Origin of the sequence: Bacillus sp. FSL R5-0709 (genome assembly GCF_038004785.1) — a bacterium.
GTDB lineage: Bacteria > Bacillota > Bacilli > Bacillales > Bacillaceae_G > Bacillus_A > Bacillus_A mycoides.
In genome coordinates, this window is record NZ_JBBORT010000001.1 from 4,138,586 (window position 1) to 4,158,244 (window position 19,659).

General features: G+C 35.2%; 24 protein-coding genes and 1 pseudogene. 7 read left to right on the forward strand and 18 right to left on the reverse strand.

Translation table 11 applies throughout. The annotated features are described in order from the left end of the window. Positions 1–3: 3 nt before the first annotated feature. On the reverse strand, positions 4–603 hold the full coding sequence (locus tag MKX37_RS21180) for a helix-hairpin-helix domain-containing protein (protein WP_002015211.1): 600 nt from the start codon (positions 601–603) through the stop codon (positions 4–6). A 77-nt stretch (positions 604–680) separates the two neighbouring features. Here MKX37_RS21180 and comER point away from each other — a divergent pair, with 77 nt between their 5' ends. Next, on the forward strand, positions 681–1,508 hold the full coding sequence (comER, locus tag MKX37_RS21185) for a late competence protein ComER (RefSeq protein ID WP_078422004.1): 828 nt from the start codon (positions 681–683) through the stop codon (positions 1,506–1,508). Positions 1,509–1,680: 172 nt separating this feature from the next. Here comER and MKX37_RS21190 read toward each other — a convergent pair whose 3' ends face one another. From MKX37_RS21190 to MKX37_RS21225, 8 genes are all read right to left on the reverse strand, one after another. Beyond that, positions 1,681–2,430 carry a class I SAM-dependent DNA methyltransferase gene (locus tag MKX37_RS21190; RefSeq protein WP_002088700.1) on the reverse strand — a complete coding sequence of 250 codons (750 nt, stop codon included), beginning with the start codon at positions 2,428–2,430 and terminating at the stop codon, positions 1,681–1,683. Further along, positions 2,427–2,783: a ribosome silencing factor gene (gene rsfS / locus MKX37_RS21195; protein WP_000653209.1), complete on the reverse strand. Its 357-nt coding sequence runs from the start codon at positions 2,781–2,783 to the stop codon at positions 2,427–2,429. Before rsfS ends, MKX37_RS21190 begins: the two co-directional genes overlap by 4 nt. After that, positions 2,780–3,349, reverse strand: a complete 570-nt coding sequence (gene yqeK / locus MKX37_RS21200; protein WP_002129163.1) for a bis(5'-nucleosyl)-tetraphosphatase (symmetrical) YqeK — start codon at positions 3,347–3,349, stop codon at positions 2,780–2,782. Before yqeK ends, rsfS begins: the two co-directional genes overlap by 4 nt. Next, entirely contained in the window at positions 3,339–3,908 is a 570-nt protein-coding gene (locus MKX37_RS21205) for a nicotinate-nucleotide adenylyltransferase (protein WP_002015218.1), read from the reverse strand. Before MKX37_RS21205 ends, yqeK begins: the two co-directional genes overlap by 11 nt. Before the next feature lie 135 nt (positions 3,909–4,043). Continuing rightward, positions 4,044–4,337, reverse strand: coding sequence for a ribosome assembly RNA-binding protein YhbY (gene yhbY / locus MKX37_RS21210; protein WP_002015220.1), 294 nt, complete (start codon positions 4,335–4,337; stop codon positions 4,044–4,046). 4 nt (positions 4,338–4,341) lie between these two features. Then, complete coding sequence (aroE, locus tag MKX37_RS21215; RefSeq protein ID WP_002015222.1) at positions 4,342–5,175, reverse strand: shikimate dehydrogenase; 834 nt, start codon at positions 5,173–5,175, stop codon at positions 4,342–4,344. A 15-nt stretch (positions 5,176–5,190) separates the two neighbouring features. Next, on the reverse strand, positions 5,191–6,297 hold the full coding sequence (yqeH, locus tag MKX37_RS21220; RefSeq protein ID WP_002167651.1) for a ribosome biogenesis GTPase YqeH: 1,107 nt from the start codon (positions 6,295–6,297) through the stop codon (positions 5,191–5,193). A 3-nt stretch (positions 6,298–6,300) separates the two neighbouring features. Beyond that, positions 6,301–6,813 carry a YqeG family HAD IIIA-type phosphatase gene (locus MKX37_RS21225; protein ID WP_002015225.1) on the reverse strand — a complete coding sequence of 171 codons (513 nt, stop codon included), beginning with the start codon at positions 6,811–6,813 and terminating at the stop codon, positions 6,301–6,303. Between the two features lie 246 nt (positions 6,814–7,059). On the opposite strand from MKX37_RS21225, the gene MKX37_RS21230 reads away from it, so the two are divergent. Continuing rightward, positions 7,060–7,215, forward strand: coding sequence for a sporulation histidine kinase inhibitor Sda (locus MKX37_RS21230; protein WP_002015226.1), 156 nt, complete (start codon positions 7,060–7,062; stop codon positions 7,213–7,215). A 152-nt stretch (positions 7,216–7,367) separates the two neighbouring features. Here the strand turns inward: MKX37_RS21230 and MKX37_RS21235 are convergent, their stop codons facing one another. The 3 genes from MKX37_RS21235 to MKX37_RS21245 all read right to left on the reverse strand — a co-directional run bounded on the left by MKX37_RS21235 (position 7,368) and on the right by MKX37_RS21245 (position 10,841). Next, entirely contained in the window at positions 7,368–8,156 is a 789-nt protein-coding gene (locus tag MKX37_RS21235; RefSeq protein WP_002129166.1) for a phosphatidylserine decarboxylase, read from the reverse strand. Between the two features lie 291 nt (positions 8,157–8,447). Further along, positions 8,448–9,161 carry an RNA polymerase sporulation sigma factor SigK gene (gene sigK / locus MKX37_RS21240; RefSeq protein ID WP_000051382.1) on the reverse strand — a complete coding sequence of 238 codons (714 nt, stop codon included), beginning with the start codon at positions 9,159–9,161 and terminating at the stop codon, positions 8,448–8,450. Between the two features lie 183 nt (positions 9,162–9,344). Beyond that, complete coding sequence (locus MKX37_RS21245) at positions 9,345–10,841, reverse strand: YcdB/YcdC domain-containing protein (RefSeq protein ID WP_078422005.1); 1,497 nt, start codon at positions 10,839–10,841, stop codon at positions 9,345–9,347. Between the two features lie 304 nt (positions 10,842–11,145). On the opposite strand from MKX37_RS21245, the gene MKX37_RS21250 reads away from it, so the two are divergent. Further along, positions 11,146–11,796, forward strand: coding sequence for a GTP pyrophosphokinase (locus tag MKX37_RS21250; RefSeq protein WP_002015229.1), 651 nt, complete (start codon positions 11,146–11,148; stop codon positions 11,794–11,796). Positions 11,797–11,871: 75 nt separating this feature from the next. Here the strand turns inward: MKX37_RS21250 and MKX37_RS21255 are convergent, their stop codons facing one another. Together MKX37_RS21255 and MKX37_RS21260 are read right to left on the reverse strand one after the other, a co-directional pair. Further along, positions 11,872–12,336: a hypothetical protein gene (locus MKX37_RS21255; protein ID WP_002129170.1), complete on the reverse strand. Its 465-nt coding sequence runs from the start codon at positions 12,334–12,336 to the stop codon at positions 11,872–11,874. 54 nt (positions 12,337–12,390) lie between these two features. Next, complete coding sequence (locus tag MKX37_RS21260) at positions 12,391–13,776, reverse strand: alkaline phosphatase (RefSeq protein ID WP_078422006.1); 1,386 nt, start codon at positions 13,774–13,776, stop codon at positions 12,391–12,393. A 269-nt stretch (positions 13,777–14,045) separates the two neighbouring features. Here MKX37_RS21260 and MKX37_RS21265 point away from each other — a divergent pair, with 269 nt between their 5' ends. Beyond that, positions 14,046–14,885, forward strand: a complete 840-nt coding sequence (locus MKX37_RS21265) for a GNAT family N-acetyltransferase (protein ID WP_002129172.1) — start codon at positions 14,046–14,048, stop codon at positions 14,883–14,885. Between the two features lie 15 nt (positions 14,886–14,900). Beyond that, positions 14,901–15,785 carry an alpha/beta fold hydrolase gene (locus MKX37_RS21270; RefSeq protein WP_050000297.1) on the forward strand — a complete coding sequence of 295 codons (885 nt, stop codon included), beginning with the start codon at positions 14,901–14,903 and terminating at the stop codon, positions 15,783–15,785. Between the two features lie 36 nt (positions 15,786–15,821). Here MKX37_RS21270 and MKX37_RS21275 read toward each other — a convergent pair whose 3' ends face one another. From MKX37_RS21275 to MKX37_RS21285, 3 genes and pseudogenes are all read right to left on the reverse strand, one after another. Further along, a complete protein-coding gene (locus MKX37_RS21275; RefSeq protein WP_002015237.1) occupies positions 15,822–16,322 on the reverse strand; it encodes a DoxX family protein in 501 nt (166 codons plus the stop codon). A gap of 324 nt (positions 16,323–16,646) precedes the next feature. Continuing rightward, positions 16,647–16,931 (reverse strand): annotated as a pseudogene (locus tag MKX37_RS21280) (delta-aminolevulinic acid dehydratase); the annotation flags it as partial. Beyond that, on the reverse strand, positions 16,932–17,507 hold the full coding sequence (locus tag MKX37_RS21285) for a histidine phosphatase family protein (RefSeq protein ID WP_002129176.1): 576 nt from the start codon (positions 17,505–17,507) through the stop codon (positions 16,932–16,934). A 169-nt stretch (positions 17,508–17,676) separates the two neighbouring features. On the opposite strand from MKX37_RS21285, the gene MKX37_RS21290 reads away from it, so the two are divergent. Together MKX37_RS21290 and MKX37_RS21295 are read left to right on the forward strand one after the other, a co-directional pair. Beyond that, positions 17,677–18,015, forward strand: a complete 339-nt coding sequence (locus tag MKX37_RS21290; RefSeq protein WP_002167648.1) for a hypothetical protein — start codon at positions 17,677–17,679, stop codon at positions 18,013–18,015. Between the two features lie 72 nt (positions 18,016–18,087). Further along, on the forward strand, positions 18,088–18,210 hold the full coding sequence (locus tag MKX37_RS21295; protein WP_000071861.1) for a DUF4023 domain-containing protein: 123 nt from the start codon (positions 18,088–18,090) through the stop codon (positions 18,208–18,210). A gap of 43 nt (positions 18,211–18,253) precedes the next feature. On the opposite strand, the gene MKX37_RS21300 is transcribed toward MKX37_RS21295, so the two are convergent. Continuing rightward, complete coding sequence (locus tag MKX37_RS21300) at positions 18,254–19,492, reverse strand: TolB family protein (protein ID WP_050000296.1); 1,239 nt, start codon at positions 19,490–19,492, stop codon at positions 18,254–18,256. Between the last annotated feature and the right edge of the window lie 167 nt (positions 19,493–19,659).

A 19,659-nucleotide genomic window follows, 5' to 3' on the forward strand; every position in this document is an offset into this window, starting at 1 on the left:
CTTTTATGGAATAATAATTTGATCTTTTATTTTCTCTAAAGACTTCGCACCAATCCCATCAATTTCTAATAAATCTTCTATTTTCTGAAACAGACCATGTTCTTCTCGATATTTCAAAATACTTTCCGCTTTCCGAGAACCAATGCCTGTTATTTTTTCAAGTTGCTCTTTAGAAGCTGTATTTATTTGCACTTTACCCTCGCTTTTTGAAAAAGTAGCCCCTTCTTGCACTGGCTCATTCTTGTTAGGAACATAAAGAAGCATTTGGTCTTGGACCATTTGCGCCAAATTCACTTTCTTCACATCTGCATCCGGCAACAAACCACCAGCTTTTTCAACGGCCTCCTTCACCCGGTCCCCTTCCTTCATTTCATACACACCCTCTTTAAAAACCGCCCCTTTCACATCAATTATAATTATTTTTTTCTGCTCCTTTGCATCCAATACTTTCGGTTTACTTTTTTTCTCCACATCTTTCACTTGAACTTCCGTTGTAACGAGCGATCGCTCTGTTTGCTGATTCGTTTTCCAGAAAAAAAGAAAAATCAAAGTGCCAATAATAACCACTAATCCCAACCATTTTTTCGGAAAATCCCACATCATTTTACACCTCTAATCATAAATTTATAACATCATTCATATTGTTTAGGAGAAAGCTGTTACGAAGGAGGGATGAAACATTGAACATAGGAATTATAGGGACAGGGAACATGGGGAGTATACTAATCGATGCATTTTTAGAAACCCGTGCTGTCAAACCTTCGTGCCTTACTATTATTAATCGGACGCCTGCCAAAGCATATCATATAAAAGAAAAATACCCTTCTGTTCATATAGCCAAAACAATCCAAGAGGTAATCGAACAATCCCAGCTTATTTTCATTTGCGTAAAACCGATAGATATATACCCTATTCTACAAAAATACGCTGACCATTTTTCAGACGAAGATTGCTTAGTTTCTATCACAAGCCCCATATCTCCATCACAATTAGAAACACTTATACCTTGCCACGTCGCTCGTATCATTCCAAGCATCACAAACCGCGCCTTATCCGGCGCATCACTATTTACATTTGGAAATAACTGCTCTGAAGAATGGCAACAAAAACTACTTCGTCTATTCAAAAACATTTCTACTCCCCTTGTTATAGAAGAAGATATAACGCGCGTTTCATCTGATATAGCAAGCTGCGGCCCTGCTTTTTTTAGTTATTTATTACAATGTTTCATTAACGCTGCTGTAGATAAAACAAATATTACACATGAAGAAGCCACTACTTTAGTAAGTGAAATGGTCATTGGAATGGGGAAATTACTTGAAAAAGAAATTTTCACATTACCTACTTTACAAGAAAAGGTATGCGTTAAAGGCGGTGTTACAGGAGAAGGTATTCGTATTTTAGAAGAGCACGTTGGGGATATGTTTCATAAATTAATCGAACAGACACATGAGAAATTTGATGAAGATTTAAAATGCGTTGAGCAGCAATTCAATAAACACACATAATAAATACGCCATCGTAATCCCAAACCCTTTTTATTAATACTTATCTTTTTCATACTACATTTTCACTAAAACTAGCATTTTTACACTTTACACATATCATCTTTTTATTTTTCTAGAACTAAAACTACATCTTTTCTATAAAACAAAAGCAACCTTATCGGTTGCTTTTCTTTTATCCATTCTTCTTCGCCATAAAAAAGATGCGCTCTGTTTGTTCTGTCACTTCAATTCGTTCAAAGTCACCTGTGACGCGAAGCACTGTAAACCCAGCTTCTTCAAGCCATTTTGTTAACACTTCAACTGAATACGCACGTTGCACGTGACATTCGTCAAAACGATGATACACATCTTCTTCTGAATCTTGTACAAAGAATGTCAAATCATGTTCCACACTATCTGATTCTTCTCCAGGGAAGCAGTTCCAAATAAGTGATATTTCTTCGCCGTTCACTGTATATGTTTCATTTTGAAATACGTGATGTATTTTATATAAAGAGTGTACATCGAATAAAAACAAGCCATCCTGACGTAAATGGTGGAAAACTCTTCTAAATGTTTCTTGCACTCCATCTTCTTGCAATACATAATTTAATGAGTCACAAAAGATTGTCACACAATCAAATTCACCAGGAACATCGAGTTCTCTCATGTCTTGTTGGTAAAAAGGAATAAAATAGCCTTCTCCCCCCAATTTTTGCTGCGCGACAGTTAACATTTCTTCCGAAAGATCTACACCAATTAAGTCATAACCTTTTCGCACAAGCGGAAGTGTTACGTTACCAGTTCCACATGCTACGTCAAGGATTCTTGCCTCTTTCATAGATGCCTGTTGTAAACTTTCCTCTGTGAATTCCACCCATTTATCATAAGGGACATCATTCATCAGTTCGTCATACAGCAAAGCAAATTGTTCGTATTTCATTGATCTAGCTCATCTGCAATATCTTCACGCGGCACATCGCCCCATAGACGCTCTAAATTATAGTGATTACGCTCATCTTTATGGAATACATGAGCAACCACATCACCAAGGTCTACTAAAACCCAACGCGCTTCATCAAAGCCTTCCATACGTTGTACGTTAATTTCGAACTCATGTGCCTTCGCTTTAATTTCACGTGCAATTGCTTGTACTTGCTTGTCTGAATTTCCGTGACAAATAATAAAATAGTCTGCAATCGGTGAAATACCTTGCATATTTAGTACAACCATATCTTCTGCTCTCTTATCATCAGCTGCTTTTGCCGCTAATACTAATAACTCTTTATCTTTCATTTATTAATTTCCTCCTTGATAACTTCATTGTATGTTTGGAATGTTAATGGATAAATCGTTTGATCTTTTTCCATTAAAAATTGAATTGTTCGCTTTAAAGCAAACAGTAAAGCTTGATTTATATCTTTATATGCGAGTTTCCTCGCTTCTTCCACACCAGGAAACTTACGTCCTGGTTCAATGTAATCTGCTACATAAATAACTTTATCTAACATTGTCATTTTTTCATGACCACTTGTATGATATGTAATAGCTTGTAGAATTTCAGGATCAGTAATGCCTACTTCTTTTTCTACTAAGTATGCCCCAACAGGTGCATGCCATAACTCTTTGTTATAGTGCAGTAGATCCTTTGGCAAAGCTTCTCCCTTAATAATCTCTTCCATTTCTGGAATCGCTCTACATTTTGCATAATCGTGAAATATAGCAGCCGTCTCTGCCTTTTTCTCATCTACACCATATAATCGGGCAAGTTCAATCGCTGTTTCCATTACACCAACCGTGTGTATATAACGTTTTTCATGCATTTGTTGTTTGACAATACTAAGTGCTTCCTCACGATTCATACAACCCATTCCTCTCGATATATACCTGTACTTTTTCGGGGAGTAAATATTTGCACGTTTTCTTCGTCATATATCTCTCACGTAACAGAGAAGAAGAAACTGCAAACTCCGGAATTTCCACTTTTACGATATCATAAGGCGTATGTAATGTATAACCTGGTCTTGCAACTCCAACGAAAGTCACAAGCTTAAGTAACTTTTCAATGTTATACCACTTCGGCAAATACTCAACCATGTCTCCGCCAATAATAAAGTGAAACTGCACATCCGGATACTTCTCCGTTAATTGTACCATAGTATCGTACGTATAAGATGGGCCTTCTCTGTCTAGCTCTTCTAAACAAATTGAAAAGTATGCTTCTTCCTCAATCGCTATTTGCAGCATATTTAATCGACTTTTCACACTCGTAATGTTACGTCCTTGCTTGTGCGGTGGAACTTGATTCGGCAAAAACCATACCTCTTCCAACCCTAAAGCATGATACACTTCATTTGCAATTAACAAATGCCCATTATGAGGTGGATCAAACGTGCCACCAATAATGCCAATTTTTCTCAAAAGAAACGCTCCTTCCTTTTACATACAGCAACTCTCCCCATACAAATTCGAAGAGAGCCCACTGTTAATAAAAGTTCAATTGGTTTCGCTTTCTACATATCAAGCGTCCATTACGAAATAACTCACGTATATCTTTTATCGAGGAAGCTTAATCTGCTTATTTTCTCTTGATTCTTTGTATAAAACAATTGTGCTTCCGATTACTTGAACGATTTCAGCTCGTGCACCTTGTGCAAGCTCTTCTGCAACTTCACTACGATCAAATTCACAGTTTTGTAATACGCTCACTTTAAATAGTTCACGAACTTCTAATGCTTCTCCAATTTGTTTCACCATATTTTCATTCACGCCACCTTTTCCAACTTGAAAAATCGGTGTTAAATGATGTGCCTTTGCACGTAAAAATCTTTTTTGTTTTCCTGTTAACATATAATTAGCCTCCAAGCTCTCTCATTACTAATTGTTTCATTCTATCAATATTCGGCACACACCCTGTCCACATTTCAAACGCAAGTGCACCTTGATAAACGAACATATCGATTCCATTTTGAATTATTGCACCTTGTTCTTTCGCATCGCCTAAAATTTTCGTCTCAAATGGATTATAAATAATATCAGAAACAATCGTTCCTTGTTTCAATGAACGAATTTCCAGCGGCGTATACTCAACATGTGGATGCATACCTATCGTTGTTGTTTGGATGATAATATCATATTCCCCTTGATTTTCTGCTGCACATTCTAACGATAGAGCATGCGAATTGACATTTGCCATGCACCCAGAGATAAGGTTTTTCGCCTTATCTCTCGTACGATTAGCAATATCAATTTCTTTCACACCTACATCGGCAAGCGAGAAGTAAATAGCTCGGCTAGCACCACCTGCACCGATTAATAAAATACGTTTCTCTTGAAGTGGATCTTCACTAATTGACTGCAGGGCACGAACAAAACCAATTCCATCTGTATTATACCCAATCAATTTTCCATCTCGATGAACTACTGTATTTACCGCACCGATTTGCCTTGCTAACGGGGCAATCTCATCCAAGTACTCCATAATTGCAACTTTGTGCGGAGTCGTTACATTAAATCCTGAAATACCTAATGCTTTCAAACCTTTTACTGCTTCCCCTAGCGCTTCTTCTTCTACAAGAAACGCATGGTAATGGGCATCCATATTCAAGTGTTCAAATGCATCGTTATGCATAACGGGTGATAATGAATGTCCAATTGGATTTCCGATTACACCATATAATTGTTTCATAAATCCCTCTCCATATTAAATTAAAGATTTACGTAATGAAACACTTACTCCTTTTGGTACATGAGCAACAATTTTCGCTCCTGATTCATTTACAGTAACCCAGCCCAATCCAGAGAATACAACATCCGTTTTCGGCTCACGAATATTAAATTCATATTTCACAAACTTAGGCATATTTTCTAATTCTTCTGGTGTCGGTGGATTCAATAATTCTCCAGCGTGTTTTTCGTGCAATTCATCAGCCTTTTCAAGCTTTGTACGATGGATTGTTAAACGGTTTGAGAAATGACAAGTGAATGCACGACGGCCCCCACTTACATAATCAAATCGTGCTAATCCACCAAAGAATAATGTTTGTTCTTCATTTAATTGGAATACCATTGGCTTAACTTCTGTAGTCGGTGTAATAAGCTTTAAGCTTTGTTTCCCAACATAATGCGCCATTTGATGATGATTAATAATACCTGGTGTATCGTATAAAGATGACGTTTCGTCTAATGGGATATCAATTAAATCAAGCGTTGTTCCTGGGAAATGTGATGTTGTAATTACATTCTCAGTCTCATCACTAAACTCTTTAATCATACGATTAATAAATGTTGATTTACCAACATTCGTACATCCAACAACATAAACATCTTTACCCTCGCGGTAATGCTCAATTGCATCAGCAAGTTCAGCGATTCCTTGTCCTTTAGCTGCACTAATTAAAAAGACATCTTCTGGTTTTAAACCAAGTTGCTTTGCACTATAGCGCATCCAATGTTTTACTTTATCATGCTTAACTGACTTTGGAATTAAGTCAGCCTTATTCCCTACAAGTAATACTTTATTGTTCCCTACAAAACGATGTAAGCCCGGTAACCAGCTACCATTGAAATCGAAAATATCTACGATTTTAACCACTAGTGCGTCTGATTGTCCAATTCCGTTCAAAATACGAAGGAAATCATCATCTGTTAAAGATACATCTTGAATTTCGTTATAATGTTTCAAACGAAAACAACGTTGGCAAATTACTTGTTCTTTTTCTAAAGATGATACAGGAGCGTATCCTACTTCATTTTTATTTTCTGTTTGAATTTCTACACCGCAACCAATACATTTAATTGTTTCAGTCAAACTTTATTCCTCCCAGTTAATTAAGCCTTTTTTCTTCATGTTTCTCATAATTCTTCGTTCAATTTTCCGATTAAATCGTGTCACCAATCCGTCCGTTTGCGCTACCGGTACAACTAAAATTGTATGAAGTCCCACACGATTTCCGCCGAGCACATCCGTTAGTAACTGATCTCCAATTACTACAACTTCATCTGGCTGCAGGTGCATCTCATGTATCGCACGCTTAAATGCGCGAACAAACGGTTTGCGCGCACTATGAATAAACGGAATACCTAATGGGTCAGCGAAGTCTTTAACGCGTTGCTCGTTGTTATTTGAAACGACCGTTACTTGAATATCATTTTCTTTCATTTTCAAAAACCACTCTTCAAGCTGTGGCGTTGCGTTTGGACGATCCCATTCAATTAAAGTGTTATCTAAATCAGTAATAACTCCTTTAATTCCACGTTTTTTCAAATCTTCTGGTTGAATATGATATATATTTTTCACATATTCATTTGGTAAAAATAACTTCAATTTCTTTCACCTCTTTGAGGATTTTTCATAAAATTTTTCGACAACATTTTTCGATAGATAACCTGTGGATAAACTTGTACACACTTTCCACGTTAATTTTTCAGTCAATTTGGAATTTACTAACAATCTATCCACATTTTATCCACTGAGTTATGTGGATAACCTCTTGTTTGTGACTGTCATATTTTTTTGGTACATTAAATGCAACAACGAATCAATCCTTATATTATTAGGAGGTGACTCACCTTGAAAACAAAACATATGGAACAGTTATCTACTGATTTACTCACTGAGTCTTATTATAAAGCAAAAGAACTAAAATTAAATCCCGACTTCATTTTACTTATAAAACAAGAAATTATTAGACGCTCGTTAGAGGACAAGCTCGTCAAATCTTCTTGAGTACATATAGATTGCTGATTGACCTGTAAAAAGAGCCATCCTGCGATGGCTCTCGAATAAACAAGTACTCCCATCTAGGGGATTTCTTCATTAAGCATCTTTGTCCACATTTCTTAATTAGAGCTTCATAAGTATATTATAAAACCTTTTCTTTACTTATGAGATACTCGGGTTGCAATTTTTTCACCAAGACGCAGCTCTTGCCCACTTGTCAATTCCTGCACTGCTTTAATCATATCTTTTTCAAATAATAAAACAACTGTTGAGCCAAATGTAAAGTATGCCATCTCTTCACCTTTTTGAACAGTACTTCTTTCATGAAGGAGCTCGATACTATTAACAAACATAGCACCTACTTTTACAAGTGCCATATGTTCGCCGTCACTATTTACTTCTGTAACAGAGCGATAATTTTTTGACAATGGTTCTTTCCCATACTCCATACCCGCTGCATTTACCGGATATGATTTTCTACCGAGTACAAATCTTTCAGTCACAGAGCCAGAAAGCGGGCTATGAATGCGATGATAATGACTTGGACTCAAATAAATCACCATATATGTACCGCCTGCATATCGCTTTGCACGCTCTTCATTACCTAGCATATCCACAATTGAATAACGCTTTCCTTTTATATCGAATGTTTTTGTATCCTCAATAGGACCTTGATCAGCAAAAACACCATCAACAGGACTAACGATACTCGATGCATCAGTATCAATACTACGCTTTCCTTCTTTTAGCCTACGTGTAAATAAATCATGCAATGTTCCATATTCCTTCAAACCCTTTTCCATCTCATCTTGATTAATTTGAAAAACTTTCACATACGATGGAATAATGATAGAGCTCAAACGAGATTGTGCAAATTTACGTAATATATAAGAAGTAAAACGACCATTTGTAAGTTCGATCATAAGTCGATATAATGTCCGTCGCAAATTACGAAACCTCCTAATCAGCCTATAACTTTAGTTTCCCCTTCTTTTCTCTCTATATCATATGTAAAATTGGTTCTTATTCCCACATATAGAATGGAGCCGTCTCGTTATACACGAAGAAAAACTAAGTATAATTTTTATTCTTAAATTGTTTAGCACCTTCTAATATTACAGATAGAACCCGCCATTTTCAACAGTGAACATGTATTTCTTCTTAGAACAGCTCGTTTTCTTTCCGTTTTCCCGAAAGAAAAGCAGCCACTTTTAAATTGTAGCTGCTTACAATACACATTATTCTTTTGCTTTTTTCTCTTTCTCAGCCCGCACAAATTCATGGAACATTTTCATTAAAGCACGCTTTTCAATTCGCGATACGTAGCTTCTTGAAATACCGAGTGCCTTCGCAATCTCCCTCTGTGTTTTCTCTTTATCAAGCCCAAGTCCAAAACGCTTCACAATTACTTCTTTCTCTCGTTCGTCCAAAATATCGATATACTCTTTAATTTTTTCTAACTCCATACTAAGCTGAATCATATCAATTACATCTTCAGATTCTGATTTTAATATATCAATAAGTGATATTTCATTACCCTCTTTATCTTGCCCAATCGGATCATGAAGTGAAACGTCTTTTTTCGTTTTCTTTAGCACACGTAAATGCATCAAAATTTCATTTTCGATACAGCGTGCTGCATATGTTGCAAGCTTAGTTCCTTTCCCTGCTGAATAGCTTTCAATCGCTTTAATAAGCCCAATGGTACCAATTGAAATTAAATCTTCTGCATCTTCACCAGTGTTTTCGAATTTCTTAACAATATGAGCTACAAGCCGTAAATTATGTTCAATTAAAAGATTTCTCGCTTGAGCATCACCTTGCTCCATTAACTCTAAGTACTTTCTCTCATCATCTGATGATAACGGCTGCGGGAACGCATTGTTCTTCACATAAGAAACAAATACAAACACTTCTCGAACCATATATCCAATTGCGGCGAATAGACTCAAACCTTTCACCTCCGCCAAAATAGTGTTCTTTACTATGTGTATGTGGGCATGAGGTTGTTTGTGTCTGTACGATGTAAATATGGAACTCTTAACTTAATGGCATTCTTAAATCACTCAACGCTAATCATTAAATTTTTCTATAAACATAGTAAAAGCCAATCGAAACGTATCGATTGGCTTTTACTAATATTCACTCCAAATTTTCTCTCCAGTATGCGCATCTATGTAACGAATTTTCCGACTACAATCGACGGATTCTTTATGATTTTCACTCCTCGTTTGTTTATACAGCAGTTTATATTTCATTTCCTCTGCATCATGATCTATACACCATTCTAATTTTACTCGAATGACCTCTTTATATATTTCTAACGCTTTTTCTTTTGTTACTTTTGGTGCTGTTTCATGTGCAAGTAACTCTTCTATTATATTGCTAGGTTTTCCCGAGTAGTGCATCACAGCACCATTTTCTGTATTAATGTTGACCATGAATTCCCTATACTCTACCGGAATTTCATTCACATATACTGAAAAGACAAATCTTTCAATCCCTTCATCTTCGTCACGTTCATCCCAAAGGCGAAGATATTGTGTAACATCTGGAATAACATGTTCTAAAAATTGAAGTGCTTTTTGTAAACATTCCTCTCTAGACAGTATTTGTTTTACTTCTTTATCGTCTGCCAGTTTTATAAAACCAATTAATTCATTGGTTGATTTATCAATCGTAATGCCAACTAAATTATTATATTTTAACATCGGTAAATGCTTTTTAAAGAATTCATTCATTAAATATGGATTCTTTTCTTCTTTCTGTTTTTGTAATTCCTCTTTCGAAACAAATTTCATCCTTATTCCATCTTCATTTTCTGTCTCAGCCACTTTTGTAAAACTTTCTTTATCCCAGTCAAATAAATCGAATATATCATCTTGTTGACTACCTTTTTTCGGTTTTTCAACAGCTACAGTTGGAGGCAATTTATAATGATCTGGGTCAAACAAATCTTTACCTGTACTTGCATCAATAAACGCATGACTAGGTTCTGGTTCATATACAAGATGATAGCCTTTTACTTCCTCACCATTTTCATATTTACATGAAGAATGTGTTAAATCCACAAATACAAGTCTCATATCTTGTCTAGCTTTCAAAGTTTCTAAAACGACGTTCTCCTCAACAATTTCAATTGGCCATAACGGTTTTTTCTCTATAGCTTTTTGTCCATTGTAATGAAAATGCACAACATTACCTGAAGGATGAATTCGCACAACACATCCTGTATTCGGCAATGGATATCCATTCACTTCCTGCATATAATTTATTTCTTTCCAACCACGCCAGTCATCCTTAACTGACACATATGTATAAAATTCTAATCCTTCTTCCACATGTTTTTTTATAAATACATTTGCAATCTCTCTTGCCTTATTCTCCTCTATCGCTTCTTTATCACTCGAAAAATAATTTTCATCATCTATCCTGAATTCAAATAAATTACCAGTATGCCTATTTAATGAAATTTGTATCTGTTTCTCCTCATCCTCTTTATGCCCCCACCATAATAAATGATGAGGATCATCCACTCCTTCTTGATCATCTACAACAAGCCTATATTCATCTGGAATTTCAAAAATATGAGCCACTTTCTCTTTTCTTGCTTTATCTTTTGGATTCATCATACCCTCTCCTTCATTACAATTTAAGGTAATTATAACAAACAAAACCAAAAACCATTAGCAAAAAGACAAAAAGCTGAAACAATTAGTTCATACGAATTTCACATGAATCTATTACTATAGGAATTGTACATAGTGAAATTACTAACAATGACGTTTATTCATATATAATTTCATTTGAAAGGGGTTGAAAAGATGAAAACTAAATATCGCTTTATGATCTCATCATTTGCTGCTTGCGCCTACATGATTTGGTGTTTAGTATAATAACAACTTCACTTGTAAATAAGAAAAGGTGTGTATATAAATGGAATATAACCAATCAACAGTTAACTACTGGAAAGCTTTTGTATTACCTTATACATTCGCTTTAGAAGAGTTAAAAACTAAATTTGAAATTATGAACCGGGAAGCTCAATTTTTAGAAGACTACAACCCGTTTGAACATATAAAAACAAGACTTAAACAACCCGAAAGTATCATTAGGAAGCTTGAGCGTAAAAACTTATCACCAACAGTTGAAAATGCTCAAACACAATTACAAGATATTATTGGCATCCGTATTACATGTTGCTTTGTAGAAGATATTTATCATTTAAAAGAAGTTATTGAAAATCGTGGAGATATGGAAATTGTAGAAGTAAAAGATTATATTGCTAATCCAAAAGGAAATGGCTATAAAAGTTTGCATATGATTATTAAATATCCATTGTCACTAAATTCTGGTACGAAAGATGTCTTTGCAGAAATTCAATTACGTACACTTGCCATGGACTTTTGGGCAAGTTTAGAACATAAGCTTTACTACAAATATGAAGGAAATATACCTGACTATTTGAAAGATGAACTACATGACGCTGCTATGAAAGCTGAAGACCTCGATAATAAGATGGCAACAATCCGTCAAGATATTGATGACATTGAAGCATGTTCAAATCAAATTTTATTACCACTTTAAAAGGTTCTCTCCTATGAGAACCTTTTTATCCCGCTATTTGCGGGCAGTAAGACTCCCACTGATTAAAGTTTCACTTTATTTCTTCTCTATCGTACGAACCTCTTCAATCTTCCACCCTTCTTCTTCTTTTCCAAGTGCGTACTGCATTTTCTTCTGAAGAGTAACCCCTCCATCTACTTCTTTTTCCTCCGTTTCAACAATAACAAGCCCACCTTTAAGAGCTTTCATATTCATATGTTCTAACTCTATTTTCTTATTTCCCTTTTGAAATGCCGCTTCCTTTTGTGTTTTTAAGTCTTCAGCACTAGGCATCTTCTTTGAAAATAACTCCATATGTTCAGCAAGATTTTTTTCATTCGTTGTCCGTACAAATGCCTCAATAACATCTTGAATGGATTTCTCTTCTTCTTTCGTTATATGTACCTTTTCCTCAGTTTTCCCAGCAGATTTTTGTTCTATATTATTCTCTTGAGATTGACATCCAACTAGCAATAATACGAATACTAGAAGGAATCTTAATTTCCCTAAAAAAACGCTCATCTTTCCATCTCCTAAAAAGAAAAGTGAGGCATTTCGCCTCACTTTCATTTATAATTAGCGTCTTCCTTTATTCGGATCGCCGCCGCCAACGATGTCAAAGACACGTTTAGCTATATTTGTATTCTCTTGAACGCCAGAGAATAAGTATTTACCTGGTCCGAATGCATATACGTTCACATCTTCACCTGTATGTCCACCCGTTGTCCAACCTGTAACCGAACGCTTATTGAAGATATCTTCAATTGCATTATCAATCTTTGTTACATCTTTTGATGGAGCTATATCATTTACAGCTTTAATTTCTTCTGGTGTTAATTGTAGATCAATATACTTTTTCAATGTTTCTTCTACATTTGCACCTTTTACAATCTCATTTGCCATAAAGTCTGGCGTACGTTTCGCAGCTTTAATCGGATCTACTTTAAAGTTATACTCACCATTCGCACCTAAAGATAATCCGCCAGTAGCATGGTCTGCAGTTGCAACAACTAATGTGTTCTTATCTTTTTTCGCAAACTCAATTGCTGCTTTAAACGCTTTTTCGAAGTCTTCCATTTCACTCATTGCACCGACAATATCATTATCATGTCCAGCCCAATCAATTTGACTACCTTCGACCATTAAGAAGAAACCGTCTTTATTTTTGTTCAAGCGCTCAATCGCTGCATTTGTCATCTCTTCTAATGAAGGTGTTTTGTCAGTACGGTCAATCATTTTGTCTAAACCACCTGGTGCAAATAAGCCAAGAACTTGATCGCTTTTATCATTTAATAATTGATTACGATCTGTTACATAACTATAACCAGACTTCTTAAATTCTTCTGTAAGATTGCGGTCTTTTCTAACAAAGTTCTTTACGCCCCCGCCAAGCATAACATCTATTTTATGCTTACCTTTAATTTTTTCATCAAAGTAATCATTTGCAATTGCGTCCATATTTTTACGACTAATATCATGTGCACCGAATGCAGCTGGTGTTGCATGCGTAATTTCAGAAGTTGCAACGAGTCCCGTTGACTTCCCTTTTTCTTTCGCTTGCTCCAATACTGTTTTCACTTCAACTTTATCATTATCTACTGCAATAGCTGCGTTATATGTTTTTATACCTGCTGACATCGCAGTAGCTGCCGATGCAGAGTCTGTAATATTTTCATGTTCATCTTCTGGATATGTTTTTTGTGTTCCTACAAGATGCTTATCAAATTCTGTAGATTCCATCTCAAATGTTTTTGGATTATCTTTCATATAACGATGAGCTGTCATATATGAAGGCCCCATACCGTCCCCAATTAATACAATGACATTTTTAATTTTTGCATTATTTCCGTTCTCATCTGCATTAACCTCACTAGAACGCGTAAAATTCCATGTTGCTACCGAAGTAACTGCTAACGACGCCACAACTGCAAATGGCCATGCTTTTTTTACAAACTTTTTCACTGTCTTGTCCCCCTAATTAGGTTATTCATTTCCCACTATCAAATTTAATAGAAGACTGTTAAGAGAAAATGAGTTATATGTAAATTTTTTGTTAACTTATGTAAATTTAAGTTATAATTTGTATAAGTTTGTCTTTTCATATCAAGCATACTCCCCTTTACAAAGATAAATATAAACATGTTGGATTTCTTTTAATACGAACCTATTATTTTACATTTCTTAATATTATTCTTATTTTTTCTAATTTAAATAGAAATATGGTGAACTTTATGAAAACAGTAAAACTAGACGAATCTTCCATTCCAGCCTTACTCTCTCTTTGCGAATCAGTTGGGTGGTTACAGCATGCGAGTTTTATGAAAGAGCAATTCCATATGTACCTTTCCATTGGCACAATTTTTGGCTATGTACATGAGAATAAACTTATTGCAGCGGGCGGGGTCTTTTCGTTTGCCCCTGGATTTTCTTCTATCGGTATGTTAATCGTGCATCCTGATTTTCAAAGAAAAGGAATTGGCCGTATTTTGTTAAACAATAGCTTAAAAGTAACTTATCCATCGCTCCCTATTACACTCATTGCAACAAAAGCTGGTGAATCCTTATATGTATCTTATGGATTTCAATCAATAACAACAATTCATCGTTTCGAAAAACAAGCGGCTCATATAAGTACAAATTCTTTTCCCATAAAACAAATTCAGCAAGCCGATCTTCAATCTCTCATTTTTCTTGATCAAACTGCGACTGGTGCAGATCGTTCTAAGCTTTATTTATCACTACTATCGAGAGCAACTTACTCCTTTAAAATAGAGCGGGATAATCAAATAGATGCTTTTGCTTTATGCATACAAAAAGGAGATGTACTATGTATCACTCCACTTATTTCAAAAAAAGAAAAAGACGCTATTCAGTTATTAGAAATAATTTGCAACTCGTGGAATGGGACAATACGCATTGATGTTCCGCACTCACAATTCATTTTCCGTCAATTTCTTCAAACAGAAAATTTCCAGGAAACGCTCCTTTCACCTCTTATGATAAAGAATGGTAATCAACTTCCTGGAAATCGTAATATACTATTTGCTATGATAGATGCAGCGTTATGTTAGAAAGGGGACACCTAATTGAAGCGATTTAGCTATTTTATGGTAGGTTGTCTTACTCTTACACTATTAGTAGGATGTAGTGCAGCAGAAAAGCCAGTAGAACAAGTAAAACAAGTTAAAAATACAATTACAGCGAAACTAGCTACCGAGGAAAAAATGGTAGAGATAGATGGTCAAACGATTTACTTTAAAAAGATTGGTGATGAAAAACCACCTTTACTTATGATCCATGGATTTGGAGGATCATCCAATGGTTTTCAAAAGGTTTACTCAGATTTAGCAAAAGATCATACGATTATTTCTGTTGATGCTTTAGGATTCGGACGTTCCTCTAAACCGATGGATTTTTATTATTCTTTCCCAACTCATGCAAATTTGTATTATAAGTTAATGAAAAAATTAGGGTATAACTCATTCGCAATACTGGGACATTCTATGGGCGGAGAAATTTCTCTTAATTTAACATATTTATACCCCGAAGCGGTTACCCACCTTATTTTAACTGATGCTACAGGCGGCCCTCATACGTTCGTTAATAAACAAGGTTCACCAAAACCAAAGTTGTCGACTGATTTAAGTGCCGTTTCTTCTATTGCAGATTATGATGAGAGCAAAGTTAAATTCAAGCGTAATGATGAAGAGCATTATAATAAAATGAAATTATGGCCTAGGCGTCTTCAAATCAATGCAACTGAAATCAAGCAACCAACTTTAATTATATGGGGAAGAAATGATAGTAGCGTTTCTTGGAAAGAAGGAGAAACTTATCATCAATTCTTAAAAAATAGCACTTTCCATATTATTGAAAAAGGTTATCATGCTCCATTTCGTCAAGAGCCACAAGAGTTTGTAGGGTATGTAAAAGATTTCTTCGAGAAAAATCCTATAAGTGCTGAAAAATAAACGGGTATCTCCTTTTGAGATACCCGTTTTCATATATTAAGCAGCTTGCTTTTGGCGTTTTTGAATTTTTGATCCTAGTACTTTTGGAATAACTAAGCCATCAATTCCAAGTTTTCCAGCATTCATACCAGAAACAAGAACGAACATGGATAAAATAACCATTTCAGGGTTCACACCAATTGACCCACTAAACATATAGGAAAAGTTCATTACAAGACCGAAAAAGACCGCTGTTTTTGTTAAACAGCCTACAATTAAACCAATTCCGACTAAAATTTCTCCCCACGTCACAAGTGTATTAAATAAATCAACGTTTGGAATTGCAAAATCTTGTAAAAATGATGCCCACCAAGATTGAACAGCTGGTTGTGCTCCTTTAGATTTTTCAATTGCACCTTGTAAATAACCAGTTGCATCGAAGCCTTTCCCTTGTAGTTTACCGATTCCAGCCATTACCCATGTGTAACCAAGATACACTCGAATTATCGCTAATACAAAAGAAACTGCTTTGTTTTCTCTTAAAAATTGAATAATCATATCTTCCTCCTAAAGTTGTAATTAATTCAGTTACAGATAATATAATAACATTAGTTACTTACTTTTAAAACGTTAATCGTGAATAATTTGTGACATACATAAAAAACATTACATACTAACGTTTATATAGTAACTTTTATTACCTGTAAAAACTTGAACATATCATACCACATGTGATAATCATTTTCATTGAAGAAAATGTAAAAAAACTGTGAGTTAAATGTGAAACGCATTCATTCGAATATAGAATAAATCCGTTTCATATTGTTTATATACTCCAAATGTACATGTCTCCTCATCGGTTAATCTCGCTTCTCGAACAACTTATTCTAACGTTTTGTCATGGTTAATAAACCCGTAAAATAGGCGTATTGTAAACATAAGTGCTACATTTCCATCTACATAATCTATCAATCCAACATATGATTTTACACCACTATATAAAAAGGATTCTACTAGTTTCACCCCCCAAAACTTATACCAATCATTTACAATATGTGTAATATGCAATTTTGCATATCACTTAATTTCCGCTACGCTAAAGTATACTCTCGGCTCATTTAAGTCGTACACATCTTCTCCTAACTCTTCCATTACAAATTTCCTCTCCTATAAGTCCATTTCATATATACCCGTTTCTTTCAAAAAATCAGCTCTAGTTAAAGCGACTTTCTGTAAATATTGCCTATACGCTGTAATTGTTCCATCGTGTGCAACGATACAAATTTTTTCTGCTTTTAACTGATAGCACCAGTGCAGAAATTCATCTACTATTTGCTGAAATTCCATCTCCAAGATGATATTGACTCCCTCATTCCATAACAATTCATTTCTACTTTCTTCTAATGAAAAATGTGGAAATAAGTTTTGTATTATCTTTCGATCTAACAATTGATCGCACGGTAATGTTTTGGCGGATTCCCGATAAGGAAAAATTCGCGGGGATATATATGGGTGAACAATTTTTTGACAAGCAACTTCCGCACTCCATATTGTCGCAGTTTGTAAAGTTCGAAGTGTAGGACTAGCGATTAATATATCCTTTTCTTGTAATGGTACATCGCACTGAAGCAATTCAGCCTGCTTCTTTCCCACGCCCGTCAATGGCGGATTCACTGCTTGTAAACTTAATGGTAAATCTTTCGTATGTTCACCTTCGCCATGCCGAACAAAAATAAGTTTCATTCTCCTCTTCCTCTCACTAGAAAATGTTCTCACATATTTCTTCCCTATTTTTTTCTTTACTCCTGCTATTTTAAAAAGTAGAATGTAAAAAGTGTTTGACATCAACATTTGGAAAATATTACAATTATATATGTAAAATATTTTTTACAAGAAGAGGAGGATTACAAATATGAAATGGATTATCGTCTTTATGGGAATGATCATATGGGGATACATAAATGGCTTTTTTAATAGTGATAAAACTGCTAATCCTTGGATTACAGATGATGAGCGTGAAACAAAAATTAAACAAAAAGCAATTATCGCAAGCTGGTCCGGTGTTTTCATATTTTGTATCATTAACCTCTTAAACAAATGGTTAGGTTTAGGAACGAGCGATACATCACCTTACTTACCATCTTCTGTCGCAACTATTTTAAAAGAAAATGTAGAGTTACAAGTTTTACTTATGTTATTCATTACGTATGGACTATTTTACTTATACTACCGAAGAAAACTAAGCGCTTAACTTTTATCTCATGATTATCCTCCTAAATGGTTATAGTAACTAGGACGCAATGAAAAAAGGAGAGATATAAAAATGAGTAACTCAAATGACTTTTTAGATACATTACATGAAAAACAAGCAAAAGATGAACAAAATAGAAAGCGCCAAGGGAACGGAAACCCTGCGAAAAAAAAGCCAAATAAAACACATAAATAACATTGAAAAACCTACCTGGAAATTATATTTCAGGCAGGTTTTTTTACTCGTCTTTAACCGAAACGACATCTTCCCAATTCCATTTCTCATAATACCACTCTGGTACATCTATATTTTCAATCCATTTCTTTTCATGTTTTCCATCGTTATGAGCAAGCCATACATCAGCTTTCTTACGATTTGAACGGAGCCACATTAATTGGTTGCTTTTCTTACTAAAAATAGGGTTATAATCGCCTTGGCTATTGGATGGCTTTGTAATTTGATGTTGTTCATCTGTTGTACTATTTATTTCATATAAAGATGGTAGTGGCCTTTTTTCTAGAGGGACCGATAGCTCTGCTTCCTTTGCCCTTGAAACGATAATTACATTCTCGTTCTTCCATGTGAAATCCCAATCAACATAGCCTTTTGGAGTAAATGTATTTTGCTGGAGAGCCGGCAATTCTTTTATTTTTAAATGCTTATTCTCTAAAGCAACTCTCCCGCTTCCTTCAATATAGGCTAATATATTTTTTGATGGCGCCCATTTGAACCATTGTGTGTTTAATAACATTTGATCTACTGTTTCAAAACGACTGCCGTCTGATCGAATTAAGCAAAGGGTATTACTATCAGCTGACAAAGAAGCTGTTGGTACTGCCAAAAACGAAATCCATTTTTGATCTGGCGACCAATTAAATCCACTTCCAACTAATGCCAAAAAGTCATCATGCTCATTCGGTAGTGCATATAAATGCTTCATCTTATGAGGATTCATATTTGCATCCTTTTGTATTTCATATAACTGAGCACCTGTCCATCCTGTTGGAAGCAAGTACGCTTCTGATGATACAAGAAACTTCTTACCATCAGGATACCATGCATAGTCACCTACACCATTAGCTACGTTTTCAAAATCTGCTTTCTTTTTTTCAGCATCAAATGTATTTAATGTGCGTGCAAATACAAATGCAATTATATTCTCTGTTGGTGACCATTGATAATTCGATGCTTCTGATTGAGATGGTCTAACTTTCTTTCCATCTTTTAGCCGATACAGTTCAAAGTGATTTCGCTTCTTTCCTTTTGCATATGCAAGCCATTCTCCATTATGTGACCATTTCGGCCCTGTTATGTACTCTCCTTTTGTAATTTGTTTTTCTTTTTCACCGACTTTAATCCATAGATTATGATTACGAATAAAGGCAACTTTCACTCCATTGTTTTCTGCGCTAGTAATAGAACTTGAACAGAAAAAAAGGAACAAAATCACGATTCCACTTACTATAAACCTTTTCATGTAGCACCCCCATTTTCCCCTTTAGCATTCCTCATATTCCGCTTACTATATGCAAATTTTAGCTATTCGACATAATCCCAAAAAATTTCCCAAGAAATTTTTTGGGATTATGTCGAATGGATAGTTTAGCCAACATCCGTACCTATAATTAACGATAAAAATGCAAT

Coding starts and splice junctions, on each gene's coding strand:
- MKX37_RS21180 (WP_002015211.1), bottom strand. CDS start 603: ATGATGTGGGATTTTCCGAAAAAATGGTTGGGATTAGTGGTTATTATT.
- MKX37_RS21190 (WP_002088700.1), bottom strand. CDS start 2,430: ATGAAATACGAACAATTTGCTTTGCTGTATGACGAACTGATGAATGAT.
- rsfS (WP_000653209.1), bottom strand. CDS start 2,783: ATGAAAGATAAAGAGTTATTAGTATTAGCGGCAAAAGCAGCTGATGAT.
- yqeK (WP_002129163.1), bottom strand. CDS start 3,349: ATGAATCGTGAGGAAGCACTTAGTATTGTCAAACAACAAATGCATGAA.
- yhbY (WP_002015220.1), bottom strand. CDS start 4,337: ATGTTAACAGGAAAACAAAAAAGATTTTTACGTGCAAAGGCACATCAT.
- aroE (WP_002015222.1), bottom strand. CDS start 5,175: ATGAAACAATTATATGGTGTAATCGGAAATCCAATTGGACATTCATTA.
- MKX37_RS21245 (WP_078422005.1), bottom strand. CDS start 10,841: ATGATGAATCCAAAAGATAAAGCAAGAAAAGAGAAAGTGGCTCATATT.
- MKX37_RS21250 (WP_002015229.1), top strand. CDS start 11,146: ATGGAATATAACCAATCAACAGTTAACTACTGGAAAGCTTTTGTATTA.
- MKX37_RS21255 (WP_002129170.1), bottom strand. CDS start 12,336: ATGAGCGTTTTTTTAGGGAAATTAAGATTCCTTCTAGTATTCGTATTA.
- MKX37_RS21265 (WP_002129172.1), top strand. CDS start 14,046: ATGAAAACAGTAAAACTAGACGAATCTTCCATTCCAGCCTTACTCTCT.
- MKX37_RS21275 (WP_002015237.1), bottom strand. CDS start 16,322: ATGATTATTCAATTTTTAAGAGAAAACAAAGCAGTTTCTTTTGTATTA.
- MKX37_RS21285 (WP_002129176.1), bottom strand. CDS start 17,507: ATGAAACTTATTTTTGTTCGGCATGGCGAAGGTGAACATACGAAAGAT.
- MKX37_RS21290 (WP_002167648.1), top strand. CDS start 17,677: ATGAAATGGATTATCGTCTTTATGGGAATGATCATATGGGGATACATA.
- MKX37_RS21295 (WP_000071861.1), top strand. CDS start 18,088: ATGAGTAACTCAAATGACTTTTTAGATACATTACATGAAAAACAAGCA.
- MKX37_RS21300 (WP_050000296.1), bottom strand. CDS start 19,492: ATGAAAAGGTTTATAGTAAGTGGAATCGTGATTTTGTTCCTTTTTTTC.